An 11,902-nucleotide genomic window follows, 5' to 3' on the forward strand; every position below is an offset into this window, starting at 1 on the left:
ACGGTGCGCACGGCACGCCGCCTTCTGTGACGCGTCTGTAAGGCTCGGGAACGCGGGCGCTGTTCCCGAGCCGGCGAAAACACCAGGATAATGAGGGGGTGAACGCTCAGCAGATGGTTGCCGCCCCCCGGATGGTTGTTTCAGACATGGATGGAACCCTTCTCGATGGCGCAGGCCTGGTATCGCCGCGCAACGCAGCCGCTTTGCGCAGGGCCGCCGACAGCGGCGCCCACGTCGTCATCGCCACCGGACGCCCCATCTGGTGGCTCAGCCCGGTCATCGACGCAGGGTTCACGGGAACCGCCGTGTGCATGAACGGCGCAGTGACGTACGACATCGCCGCGGGCGAGATCACCTCGTGTTCTCCGTTAGAAGTTGCCCCGATGCAGGATTTCGTTGCCAACCTGCATGCGCGTGAGGAGAAATTTGCGCTGGCCGTAGAGCGGATCGGCGTCGACCTGGATGCGTGCTGGGCGGAGCATCACTATGAGCACCCCTGGGAGGATGGTTTCTTTCAGCGCGGCCCCCGGGAGCACCTGTTGTCGCTGCCGGTGGCGAAGCTGTTGGTGCGTAGCGGAAATGACTCGGGTGGGTTGGCACATCACGCACGAGAGGCGGCGGGCGCCCAGGTGAGTGTCACGTTCTCCACTGATGACGGCTTGATCGAAGTAGCGGGACCCGGCGTCAATAAGGGAACCGCGCTGGACCGGCTGGCCAAGCAGTGGGGGATTGCTGCAGCCGACGTGGTGGCCTTCGGCGATATGCCCAACGATTTGGAAATGCTGAGCTGGGCCGGCCACGGCGTGGCGATGGCGAATGCACATGCAGACGTCGCCGCGATCGCCAACGAAATTACCGGTTTCCACCACGAGGATGGCGTCGCACTGGTGTTGGAGCGCTGGTTCTAGGCGTTCTGGAGCCTCCTCGTCGCGCTCGAATAGCAGGTTTCAGTGCCCGAGAAAGCGCCCAAAAAGCTTGGCAGCGCGCGACTCCCGGCCGCTTCTGGTCTCGCTCGCATCGGCGAATCGCATTACCTGCAGCCCCGCGTTGACGCCGATCCAGCGCAGCGGCTCTACTTCCCAGCGGGGGGACCGGTGCCCCACCCACGGCAGGGCAACGATCTCAGACTCGGCGCCGGTGATGAGATCCGCCAGGGTGCGCCCCGCGAGGTTGGTAGTCGACACCCCGTCGCCAACGTAGCCGCCAGCCCAACCGAGTCCGGTTTCGCGGTGCAAGCCGACGCTGGCGTTCCAATCGCGCGCTACTCCGAGTGCGCCACCCCAGGCGTGGCTGAAGCGCACGCCCTGCAGTACGGGGAAAAGGTCAATCAGGTTGCGCTGCAACAGGTTGAATACGCGGGGGTCCGTGTCGAACGATGACTTGGTACGGGAGTCGAAGTGGTATGGCGCGCCGCGGCCACCGAAGACCAACCGCCCGTCGCCGCTGCGCTGTCCGTAGGAAATGAGGTGTTGGTAATCGGTGAAGGTCGCCCGATCATGCAAACGGATGGATTCCCATTGCTGATCCGAGAGTGGTTCTGTTGCCACCACCAGGGAATAGATCGGCGCCACATCGCGTCGAGAACTTGGCAGCGAAGGCGTGTAGCCCTCGGTTGCCCGAATCACCACATCCGCACGTACCGTGCCCGCGTCGCAGACGGCAGCGTGGGGCGGGTGGAGCGAACACGGCTGCGTTCGTAGAGGGTGACGCCCAGTCTTTCTACGAGCTCGGCGAGCCCGCGGACCAACCGTGCTGGATCTAAGGCCGCGCAATGCGGCGTAAAGGCGCCGCCGAGAAGGTTAGTGGCGCCAATGATGTCGCTGGTTTCTCTGGAGCCCAGCAGCACCGTGTCCGTATCTCCCCACGAAGCGGCCTCGGCGACATCGGCCTGCGCCCGCGCCCACTGCGTACGCGAACGCGCCATGGACACGGTGCCGCCATAGGCGAATCCGCACTCCAAGCCTTCAGCTTCGATGACGCGGGCGATCTCGGCCACCGTTTCCCGCATGGCAGCGCGCATCTGCAGGGCGGCTGGGCGGCCATGGCTGCGCGCAATCTTGGCCGATGATGCGGGAAAGAGCTCCGAACACCAGCCGCCGTTGCGTCCGGACGCACCAAAGCCTGCGATCTCGGCTTCGAGGATCACAATCCGCAGGGCCGGATCGGCTTTGGCCAGGTAATAGGCCGTCCAGAGACCGGTGAACCCGGCTCCGATGATCACGACATCGGCGTCCCGGTCGCCGGGCAGGGCGGGTCGGGGATCCAGAGAATCCCCGACACCGTCGAGCCAGAGTGAGAGTTGTTGGTAACTCATGGCTTACAGCAGGGTCCACGCTTCGGTGAGAACGCTGCGCAGGATCTGCTCGATCTCGTCGAACTGTGTCTGGTCGCAGATCAGCGGCGGCGCAACCTGAATCACGGGGTCTCCCCGGTCGTCAGCGCGGCAGTAGAGACCGTTCTCGAAAAGGGCTTTGGACAGGAAACCGCGTAGCACCCGCTCGCTTTCGGCGTCGGTGAAGCTCTCCTTGGTTGCAGCGTCCTTGACCATTTCGATGCCGTAGAAGTAGCCGTCACCGCGGACGTTACCCACGATCGGCAGGTCCATCAGCTTCTCCAGCGTCATGCGGAACGGGTTCTCATTGCGCATGACGTTGCCCAACAGGTCTTCCCGGTCGAAGATGTCAAGGTTCGCCAGCGCCACGGCGCACGACACCGGGTGGCCACCGAAGGTGTATCCGTGACCGAACATCGCATCGCCCTTGCTGAAGGGCTCGAAGATTCGGTCGGAGATAATAGCGGCGCCCAGCGGCGAATAGCCCGAGGTCAAACCCTTGGCGCAGGTGATGATGTCAGGCTGGAAGTCGAACTTCTGGGCACCGAACATCGTGCCCAACCGACCAAAGGCACAGATGGTTTCGTCCGAGATGAGCAGCACGTCGTACTCGTCGCAGATTTCGCGCACCCGCTGGAAATAACCGGGGGGAGGCGGGAAGCACCCCCCCGCATTCTGTACCGGTTCGAGAAATACGCAGGCAACGGTGGACGGACCCTCAGCGAGGATGGCTTCTTCAATCCGGTTGGCTGCCCACTGGCCGAAGGCTTTTTCGTCATCGGCGAGGTGCTCGGGTGCCCGGTAGAAGTTGGTGTTGGGCACGCGGAAGGTTCCGGGAACGAGGGGCTCGAACGCCTCCTTGAAAGGCGGGATTCCGGTGATGGACAACGCGCCCTGGGTGGTGCCGTGGTAGGCGATAGCGCGCGAGATGACCTTGTGCTTATTGGGTTTGCCGGTCAGTTTGAAGAACTGCTTTGCCACCTTCCACGCCGTTTCCACTGATTCGGCGCCGCCGGTGGAGTAGAAGACCTTGTTCAAGTCGCCCGGGGCGAGGTCTGCAAGGCGGTCGGCCAATTCGATGGCGGCGGGGTGCGCGTACGACCAGATCGGGAAGAACGCCAACTTCTCCGCCTGCGCTGCCGCTGCCGCTGCGAGTTCCTTACGGCCGTGGCCTACCTGAACGGTGAAAAGGCCGGAAAGTGCGTCGAGGTACCGCTTTCCGTTGGTATCGAAGATGTAGGCACCTTCGCCGCGCTCGATAACGGGCACCGGTGCGTGGTCGTACGACGACATTCTGGTGAAGTGCATCCAGAGGTGGTCAGTTGCGTTACTCATCGTGTTCCCCATGTGTAGGTTTGCTTGGAAAGTTTCAGGTACACAAAGCTTTCGGTGCTTCGGATACCCGGAATGACGCGGATTCGTTCGTTCAGGAGGGCGAGCAGCTGATCGTCGTCTTCGCAGACAACCTCGGCGAGGATGTCGAACGAGCCGGCGGTCACCACCACGTAGTCGACCTCGTCCATGGCGCAGAGCATGTCCACGATCGGATTCAGGTTGCCCTCGGCTTTGATGCCGATCATCGCTTGGCGACTAAAGCCCACTTGCAATGGGTCGGTGACTGCGACAATCTGCACCATCCCTGAACCGATGAGCCGCTGGACCCGTTGCCGGACAGCAGCTTCGGACAATCCCACGGCCGCGCCAATGCTGGCGTAGGGACGCCGGCCATCTTCTTGGAGTTGCTCGATGATGGCCTTGGAAATGTCGTCGATTCCGGCGGTCGCCAACCGGGAGCGATCGACGATCGCCTTCGTGTCGGGGCCGCTATGTCTGGTGGACATCAATCGATCATGACAAGAGAATCGACAGATGGCAAGTGAATCAGTTGCGTTGTGGCTGATTTTCCACGAAAAACACCGCTGAATGGGATGCATACTGCCGCATGCCTTGCAGAATGCTTCAGGGCGAGCGGCCAGGGGTGTGGAAGCGTATTTCTCCCGGTAGGCCGGTGCGCTTGTGTAAACAACTGATGTTTTTCGTTGCCGTCGCGTGACAATCCGACGGAAACCCTTGCCCAAACCGGTAAAACAGTGCCACTATCACCATCAATCTAAACCTGTCCCGGGCCGCTTGGCGCCCGTCCGACAGCCGCAAGCGAACTTTGGGAGGCAACTCGTGACCCGACTTTTAGGCCGGGCGACATGACTGGCCCAGCCGGACTCACGCCCGCGTCCTCTCCCGGCGCTCGAATGATGTTCCGCCCGGGGCCACGACTGTCGCGCCGCCGATTTATGCAAACCTCGGCTCTGGGCGCCAGCGCCGCCTTCCTCGCCGCCTGTGGCATCAACCCGGCACGCCCTGGGCGGCTGACGGTGCCCGATCGGTCCGATATGGACAAGTTTGTGAACTGGTCCAATTGGCAGGGATACATGGACGTCGACGCCAATGATTCGTCGATCTTCCCGACGCTTGTGGGATTCCAAGACGAATACGGGATTACGGTCAACTACACCGAAGATGTCAACGACAACACCGAGTATTTTTCAAAGATCCACCCCCAGATCGCTGCCGGCCAGACCATTACCGCCGATTTGTTCGTCGTCACCGACTGGATGGCAGCCAAGCTCATTCAGCTGGAGTACGTGCAGGAGCTGGACCATGCCAACATCCCCAACTTGGCCAACCTCAACCCCGCCTTGCAAAAAGTGACCTTTGACCCGGGCCGCAAATACTCCGCGACGTGGCAGTCCGGGTTGGCCGGAATTGCCGTCAACCACGCGGTTGTCGGCAAGGACAAGACGGTTGAGTCCATGAACCAGCTGCTCACCGATCCATCCCTGGCTGGACGCATCACGCTGCTCAAGGAAATGCGGGACACCGTCGCATTGTGCCTGCAGGACTTGGGGTACGACGCCAGCGATTTCACCGACAGCCAATTCATGGAAGCGATCAACATGATCGGCGAGGCGGTAAACAGCGGCCAGGTTCGACAGTTCACGGGTAACGACTATGTCCCCAGCTTGGTGTCCGGTGACTTGGCCGCATGTGCCGCTTGGACGGGCGATGTTGTTGCGCTGCAGAACGACTCGGACGATTTCGAAATGGTGCTGCCCAAGGCGGGCTACCCGCTGTGGAGCGACAACTGCGTGATTCCTGCCGCTGCGGCGCATAAGAAGAACGCCGAGATGATCATCAATTACTACTACGAGCCCAGGGTCGCGGCGACCCTCTCGGAATACGTCAACTACATCACCCCGATTCCCACGGCAAAAGCATTTGCCGCTGAGGACGACCCAGCAATCGCAAACAATCAACTGATTTTCCCGGGCGATGAGATCCTCTCCAACGCGCACGTTTTCATGGCGCTGGACGGCGAAACCGACGCGCGGTATTCCAAGATCTTCGACAAACTTTCTGGGGCGTGATGAGAATGGCTGACATGACAAAAGACGATGCCACGGGTGGACTGTCTATCCGCGGGCTGCGGAAGAACTACGGGAATTTCAGCGCGGTAGACGGGATCGACCTCGAAGTCGAATCCGGTCGCTTCTACGCACTGCTCGGTCCATCGGGATGCGGCAAGACCACCACGCTGCGAATGGTTGCCGGGCTCGAGGATCCGGATCAGGGCGAAATTCGCATTGGCGACGTGGATGTTTCCAAGCTGCGCCCCTACCAGCGCCCAGTCAACACGGTATTCCAGAGTTACGCGCTGTTCCCGCACATGTCGATCTACGAAAACGTGGCCTTCGGTCTTCGTCGTAAAAAAGAGGACAATATCGACCGCCGGGTGAAAGAAATGCTGGAATTGGTGGATATGGGTCATCTCGCTCAGCGCAAGCCCACCCAGCTCTCCGGTGGTCAACAACAGCGGGTCGCCGTGGTTCGCGCTTTGGTGAATCGGCCCAAGATCTTGTTGCTGGACGAACCACTCGGGGCGCTTGATCTCAAGCTGCGCCGGCAGATGCAGCTGGAGCTCAAGCGCATCCAGCTGGAAGTCGGCATTACCTTCATTCACGTCACCCATGATCAGGAAGAGGCCATGACCATGGCCGATACGATCGCGGTGCTCAACAAGGGCAAGATCGAACAACTCGGCGCTCCGGTGGATCTTTACGAGAACCCCTCCACCGCTTTCGTAGCTGGCTTCCTCGGCCAGTCGAACCTGTTGAACGCAGTGGTTACTGAACGGCAGGGGGATGTGATCGTTCTCAATGTCGACGGTGTTCGCGTCTGTATGCCCGCATCCCGTGCACACGCCACCGGCAACGCCATGAGCGTCGGGGTGCGACCAGAAAAGATCCAGTTGGCCGAAATGGGAATGGCTCCGGTAGGCCACAACGTGATCGACGGCGAGATCGTGGACGCCTCCTTTATCGGTGTGTCGACCCAATACCTGGTGCGCACCGCAACGAACGATGAAATGACGGTCTTCAGCCAGAACACCGCAACGTTCCCCCGGCAGGTGGGCATGAAGGTCTGTATGCACTGGGATCCGGCGCACACCTTCGGCCTTGCCGCGGGTGCTCATGAAATCGCCGCTGCTGCGGAGATCGCATCATGATCAGGGCGGACCTTTCTGCCGCGGACGCCTTGGCGGGCACGCGATGACGGCGGCAGCTGCTGCGGTTGCGGAGACCTCGGGGCTCAGCACCCCGCCGCCACCGCCGGGCCCCCGCAGTAAAAAGTTGACTCCGCTGTTCCTTCTGCTGCCTGCAGCGCTAGCGATGCTGGTTTTCTTCGTCATCCCGATCATGACGCTAGCCTCGACATCGCTGATGCAGGGCAGCCTTTCCACCGGATTCCGGCAGACCTTCCGCTGGTCCAACTACGGCGAAATCCTCAGCGAGTACTACCCGCAATTCCTACGCTCTTTGTTGTACGCCAGCCTGGCCACACTGATGACGTTGTTGATCGCCTACCCGCTGGCCTACATGATCGCCTTCAAAGCGGGCCGCTTGCGAGCGGTGCTGCTCGTGCTGGTCATTGCCCCGTTCTTTACCAGCTTCCTAGTCCGCACCATTGCCTGGAAGCAGATCCTCGCCGACGACGGTGCCATCGTGCACTTCATGAATAACACCGGCTTGATGTGGCTGTTTGATCACCTCGGCTTGACTGAGGGACGCGTACTATCAACACCTTTCGGTGTGATCCTCGGCCTCACCTACAACTTCTTGCCGTTTATGGTGCTGCCGCTGTACGCGTCTTTGGAGAAGATCGACCGTTCGCTGCTGATGGCCTCCGGCGACCTATACGCCAACAGTTGGACCAGTTTCTGGAAGATCACCTGGCCGCTGTCGCTGCCCGGTGTGGTCAGCGGAACGCTGATGACCTTTATCCCCGCGGCCGGTGACTACGTGAACGCGGAATTGCTCGGTGGCCCGTCTACCACCATGGCGGGCAACGTGGTCAATAACCAAGTCCGAAACTTCCAATACCCCGCGTCGGCAGCGATGTCGGTCGTATTGATGTTGGCCATTGTCTTGCTGGTGGCCTTCTACGTGAAACGCTCTGGCACGGAGGAACTGGTCTGATGGTCCATCAAATGCTCGACACCACCCCGCCGGCCGCCCACAAGCCGAACCGCCCCACGGTGGGACGGTGGATCCGAGACCACCTCGTGGTGGTGTTCGGAATCTTGGCGCTGCTGTTCATGTTCGCGCCGATCGCCAACGTCGTCCGGTTTTCCTTCAACAAGCCCGAAGGAAAGATCAACCTCATTTGGAACCAGTTCTCCCTGGACGCCTGGAAGGACCCCTGCGGGGCCAGCGGCCTGTGCGATTCGCTCTGGACGTCCATCTGGATAGGCGTCGTCGCCACCGCTATCGCCACCGGCGTTGGCACCTTGGCTGCCTTCGGTATGTCCCGGCACCGTTTCCGTGGTCGGGGGCTCGCCAATGTTCTGGTGTTCCTACCCATGGCCACCCCTGAAGTTGTGGCGGGATCCTCGCTTCTGACTTTGTTCCTCAACTTGGGCGTACCCCTGGGAGCGGTGACCGTCGTCATCGCGCACGTCATGTTCTGTCTGTCGTTCGTCATTGTGACGGTGAAGGCCCGGCTTGCCGGAATGGACCCCACATTGGAACAGGCCGCGCAAGATTTGTATGCCGACCCCACTCAAACGTTCTGGCGGGTCACGTTTCCGCTGGTATTGCCCGGAATCGTTTCCGCGGCGATGTTGTCGTTCTCGCTGTCGTTCGACGACTTCATCATCACGAACTTCAACTCCGGCTCAACCGTCACCTTCCCGATGTACGTGTGGGGCGCCGCGCAGCGCGGGCTCGCGCCACAGGTCAACGTCGTCGGCACCGGTATGTTGGTCATTGCTCTCACAGTGGTCGTCATCGGCCGATTCGTATCTTCTAGGCGGGCGCGGTAGCGACAATGTCAGGATCACAACCTCATATCTTCAATCCAGCGCTGAACTACATCGGCGGCCGCAGGGTGGCCGGAGCGGGCGCGGCGTTTGCCGTGATCGACCCCTGCTCCGGCGCTTCGATTCTCGACTACCAACTGGCTACCGGTGGGCAGGCGGAGGAAGCGGTTCACTGTGCGCGGCAAGCATTCCGGCAGTGGTCGCGCACCACACCGGGGGAGCGCTCGGGCTTGATTCAAGCGCTGGCCCACAAGCTCACAGACAGGTCCGACGAGCTGGCAAGTGTTGAGTCGGCTCAGACCGGCAAGCCGCTGAAGCTGGCCAGCGGGTTTGACGTGCCTGGCACTATCGACAACGCCGCGTTCTTCGCTGGCGCCGCCCGGGTCCTTGAGGGCAGCGCAGCAGGCGAGTACTCGCCGGACCACACGTCGATGATTCGGCGCGAGCCCATCGGCGTCATCGGTTCGATCGCGCCGTGGAACTATCCGCTGCAAATGGCTGGCTGGAAAATACTGCCTGCCATTGCTGCGGGTAACACGATCGTGCTCAAACCATCTGAGATCACCCCGTTGACGGCTCTGCTGTTCGCCGAGGCCGCTTCGGAGGCCGGAATCCCGGATGGCGTCATCAATGTCGTCACCGGAACCGGCTTGGAAGTAGGAAATGCCCTCACCGGTAACAGGCAAGTCGACATGGTCTCCTTCACCGGCTCAACCGCTGTTGGCCGTCAAGTAATGGCAAGTTGCGCCGCTCGGGCGGCCAGGGTGCATCTGGAATTAGGCGGCAAGGCGCCGTTCGTGGTTTTCGCCGATGCGGACCTTGATGCGGCCGTCCACGGCGCCGTTGCGGGCTCGCTGATCAATACCGGCCAGGATTGCACCGCAGCCACCCGCGCGTACGTCCATGTGTCGTTACTCGAGGCGTTCACCGCCGGAGTTGCGGACCTGTTTGCATCGATTGTGCTTGGAGCCCCCGACGATTCGAACACCGACCTGGGTCCCCTTTCCAGTGCGCGGCACCGGGATCACGTTGCTGGGTTCGTCGCACGAGCGCGCGCCGACGGCGGACGCGTCTATGACGGTGGAGCGCTGCCAAGTGGTGAACTGGCTGGCGGATTCTGGCACCGGCCCACCTTGATCGCCGGCCTGCCGCAGTCCGCTGAAGCGGTGCAATCGGAGATCTTTGGACCGGTGTTGACCGTCATCGGATTCGATACCGATGATGAGGCGTTGGCGATGGCTAATGACAGCCCATTCGGTTTGGCTGCCTCCGCGTGGACCGGCGACGTTCACCGCGCGCTGCGAGCCAGCCGCGAAATCAACGCCGGTACGGTGTGGATAAACGACCACATTCCGATTTTCTCGGAGATGCCACACGGCGGGTTCGGCGCATCTGGCTTCGGGAAGGACATGAGTGTCTACTCCCTGCAGGAATACAGCCAGATCAAGCATGTCGCCATGGACCTGACAGGCACAGTGGAAAAAGACTGGCACCGTACAATTTTCAAGTCCCCTTCTTAGCGTAGAAAGTGAACTCCATGTTCCCCACCCCAGGGCCCAGCGCCTCAAGCCCCCAGGGCGCCAATGGCGATTCCGACGGCTGCTCCCTCAACACTGCGATGTGGGATGCCAAAACTGGCACCGTCGCAGAGACCTCCCGTAAAATTTTTGATTGGATAACCCACGCATGATAAAAAAAGCACGCACCCCAGCAACCTCACTCCATCAACAAGCCGTGCAGTCGCTGCGCGATGCCGAGCCCGTCTGTTACTGGCTCGATGATGTCGATTCCCCCGTTCAACGAGAGCGGTTGACGGAAGACAGAAAAACTGACCTAGCGGTGGTCGGGGCAGGTTACTCCGGCCTCTGGACCGCGCTGCTGGCAAAACAACGAGACCCGGAACGTGAAGTCACCGTTCTGGAAGGTCGCAATATCGGATGGGCCGCATCCGGGCGCAACGGCGGTTTCTGCTCCGCATCGCTCACCCACGGCCAAGCCAACGGGCTGGATTGGTACCCCAGAGATATGCCGAGGCTGGAACGTCTCGGTCGCGAAAACCTGGCCGGGATCGTCGACACCATCAAAGAGTTCAGTATCGATTGCAAGCTTGAGCAAACGGGCGAAATGCGGGTCGCAACCGAGGAGTACCAACTCGAAGATATCGAAGTGGACTACCGGCGAATGCTCGACTTCGGCGATGAGGCAGTGCTGCTTAACCAAGAAGAAACCAGGGCTCAAGCCAACTCGCCGACTTATCTCGGCGCCGTCTGGTCCAAAGACAAGACCGTGATGGTGGACCCGGCGCGACTGGCCTGGGGTTTGGCAGATGCCTGCGAGCAGCTTGGCGTCAAGATTTATGAGAACACGAACGTCGATGGGCTGTCCCGTGATGGCGACACCATGCAGTTGCACACCCATAACGGGATCATTTCAGCTGATCGAGTTGCGCTGGGCACCAACGCTTTTCCGTCGCTACTGAAGCGGGTACGGCCATTCGTTGTCCCGGTGTACGACTACTCGTTGACCACCGAACCGTTGACCGATGCGCAGCTGGCGTCCATCGGTTGGAACAACCGTCAGGGCATCGGCGATTCCGGCAACCAGTTTCACTACTACCGCCTCACCGAGGACAACTCCATCCTGTGGGGCGGATACGACGTGATCTACCACTACGGCGGCAAGATCGAAGAGAAGTACGACCAACGGCCAGCAACATTCGAGATCTTGGCAGAGCACTTCTTCGAAACTTTCCCCCAGCTTGAGGGCATTAAATTCAGCCACAGCTGGGGCGGCGTCATCGACACGTGTTCGCGGTTCTTCCCGTTCTACGGCACCGGCCACGGCGGCCGGGTGGCACACGCCACCGGTTTCACCGGACTCGGCGTGGGCGCGACCCGCTTCGGCGCGCAAGTGATGCTCGATTTGCTCGACGGAGCTGACACCGAACTCACCGTTCTCGACACGGTCCGCGGCAAGCCGGTCCCGTTCCCGCCAGAGCCGCTCCGGTCAGCCGTCATCGGCGTCACGAAGCGGTCTATCGCGCACGCGGATGCGAACGAGGGCAAGCGAAACTTGTGGTTGCGCTCGCTCGACCGGTTCGGCTTGGGTTTCGACTCCTAGCCCTGCTTGGCCCGCCCTCGGCGGGCGGCCGCGTCCTCTCCTACCTCGAAGACAAGGATCTGGTCGCCGCTGAT

General features: G+C 61.1%; 12 protein-coding genes. 8 read left to right on the top strand and 4 right to left on the bottom strand.

Going from position 1 to position 11,902, the window contains the following annotated elements:
- The first annotated feature begins 98 nt into the window (after window positions 1–98).
- Window positions 99–908, top strand: a complete 810-nt coding sequence (locus EH165_RS01535; protein ID WP_124797730.1) for an HAD family hydrolase — start codon at window positions 99–101, stop codon at window positions 906–908.
- Window positions 909–947: 39 nt separating this feature from the next.
- Here EH165_RS01535 and EH165_RS16385 read toward each other — a convergent pair whose 3' ends face one another.
- From EH165_RS16385 to EH165_RS01550, 4 genes are read right to left on the bottom strand one after another with little or no spacing between them, the layout of a single operon-like run.
- Window positions 948–1,625: an NAD(P)/FAD-dependent oxidoreductase gene (locus tag EH165_RS16385; protein ID WP_206426047.1), complete on the bottom strand. Its 678-nt coding sequence runs from the start codon at window positions 1,623–1,625 to the stop codon at window positions 948–950.
- Entirely contained in the window at window positions 1,622–2,314 is a 693-nt protein-coding gene (locus EH165_RS16390) for an NAD(P)/FAD-dependent oxidoreductase (protein ID WP_206426048.1), read from the bottom strand. Before EH165_RS16390 ends, EH165_RS16385 begins: the two co-directional genes overlap by 4 nt.
- Before the next feature lie 3 nt (window positions 2,315–2,317).
- Window positions 2,318–3,667 carry an aspartate aminotransferase family protein gene (locus EH165_RS01545; RefSeq protein WP_239020647.1) on the bottom strand — a complete coding sequence of 450 codons (1,350 nt, stop codon included), beginning with the start codon at window positions 3,665–3,667 and terminating at the stop codon, window positions 2,318–2,320.
- Window positions 3,664–4,173 carry an Lrp/AsnC family transcriptional regulator gene (locus EH165_RS01550; RefSeq protein ID WP_124797732.1) on the bottom strand — a complete coding sequence of 170 codons (510 nt, stop codon included), beginning with the start codon at window positions 4,171–4,173 and terminating at the stop codon, window positions 3,664–3,666. Before EH165_RS01550 ends, EH165_RS01545 begins: the two co-directional genes overlap by 4 nt.
- 360 nt (window positions 4,174–4,533) lie before the next feature.
- Between EH165_RS01550 and EH165_RS01555 the strand changes: the two genes are divergently transcribed.
- The 7 genes from EH165_RS01555 to EH165_RS01580 are packed head-to-tail and all read left to right on the top strand — an operon-like array spanning window position 4,534 to window position 11,828.
- Window positions 4,534–5,757 carry an ABC transporter substrate-binding protein gene (locus EH165_RS01555; RefSeq protein ID WP_124797733.1) on the top strand — a complete coding sequence of 408 codons (1,224 nt, stop codon included), beginning with the start codon at window positions 4,534–4,536 and terminating at the stop codon, window positions 5,755–5,757.
- Window positions 5,758–5,762: 5 nt separating this feature from the next.
- The gene (locus EH165_RS01560; protein WP_124797734.1) at window positions 5,763–6,896 is read left to right on the top strand and encodes an ABC transporter ATP-binding protein; all 1,134 of its coding nucleotides are present in this window, start codon (window positions 5,763–5,765) and stop codon (window positions 6,894–6,896) included.
- 43 nt (window positions 6,897–6,939) lie between these two features.
- Window positions 6,940–7,866: an ABC transporter permease gene (locus EH165_RS01565; RefSeq protein ID WP_124797735.1), complete on the top strand. Its 927-nt coding sequence runs from the start codon at window positions 6,940–6,942 to the stop codon at window positions 7,864–7,866.
- A gap of 11 nt (window positions 7,867–7,877) precedes the next feature.
- Window positions 7,878–8,711, top strand: a complete 834-nt coding sequence (locus EH165_RS01570; protein ID WP_124800227.1) for an ABC transporter permease — start codon at window positions 7,878–7,880, stop codon at window positions 8,709–8,711.
- A 5-nt stretch (window positions 8,712–8,716) separates the two neighbouring features.
- A complete protein-coding gene (locus EH165_RS01575) occupies window positions 8,717–10,228 on the top strand; it encodes a gamma-aminobutyraldehyde dehydrogenase (protein ID WP_124797736.1) in 1,512 nt (503 codons plus the stop codon).
- A 17-nt stretch (window positions 10,229–10,245) separates the two neighbouring features.
- The gene (locus EH165_RS15270) at window positions 10,246–10,398 is read left to right on the top strand and encodes a hypothetical protein (protein ID WP_164479067.1); all 153 of its coding nucleotides are present in this window, start codon (window positions 10,246–10,248) and stop codon (window positions 10,396–10,398) included.
- Window positions 10,395–11,828, top strand: coding sequence for an NAD(P)/FAD-dependent oxidoreductase (locus tag EH165_RS01580; RefSeq protein WP_124797737.1), 1,434 nt, complete (start codon window positions 10,395–10,397; stop codon window positions 11,826–11,828). Before EH165_RS15270 ends, EH165_RS01580 begins: the two co-directional genes overlap by 4 nt.
- The last annotated feature ends 74 nt before the right edge of the window (window positions 11,829–11,902 follow it).

Source organism: Nakamurella antarctica (assembly GCF_003860405.1).
Lineage (GTDB): Bacteria > Actinomycetota > Actinomycetes > Mycobacteriales > Nakamurellaceae > Nakamurella > Nakamurella antarctica.

Coding starts and splice junctions, on each gene's coding strand:
- EH165_RS01550 (WP_124797732.1), bottom strand. CDS start 4,173: ATGTCCACCAGACATAGCGGCCCCGACACGAAGGCGATCGTCGATCGC.
- EH165_RS16390 (WP_206426048.1), bottom strand. CDS start 2,314: ATGAGTTACCAACAACTCTCACTCTGGCTCGACGGTGTCGGGGATTCT.
- EH165_RS01560 (WP_124797734.1), top strand. CDS start 5,763: ATGGCTGACATGACAAAAGACGATGCCACGGGTGGACTGTCTATCCGC.
- EH165_RS01575 (WP_124797736.1), top strand. CDS start 8,717: ATGTCAGGATCACAACCTCATATCTTCAATCCAGCGCTGAACTACATC.
- EH165_RS15270 (WP_164479067.1), top strand. CDS start 10,246: ATGTTCCCCACCCCAGGGCCCAGCGCCTCAAGCCCCCAGGGCGCCAAT.
- EH165_RS01555 (WP_124797733.1), top strand. CDS start 4,534: ATGACTGGCCCAGCCGGACTCACGCCCGCGTCCTCTCCCGGCGCTCGA.
- EH165_RS01545 (WP_239020647.1), bottom strand. CDS start 3,667: ATGAGTAACGCAACTGACCACCTCTGGATGCACTTCACCAGAATGTCG.
- EH165_RS01570 (WP_124800227.1), top strand. CDS start 7,878: ATGCTCGACACCACCCCGCCGGCCGCCCACAAGCCGAACCGCCCCACG.
- EH165_RS01580 (WP_124797737.1), top strand. CDS start 10,395: ATGATAAAAAAAGCACGCACCCCAGCAACCTCACTCCATCAACAAGCC.
- EH165_RS01565 (WP_124797735.1), top strand. CDS start 6,940: ATGACGGCGGCAGCTGCTGCGGTTGCGGAGACCTCGGGGCTCAGCACC.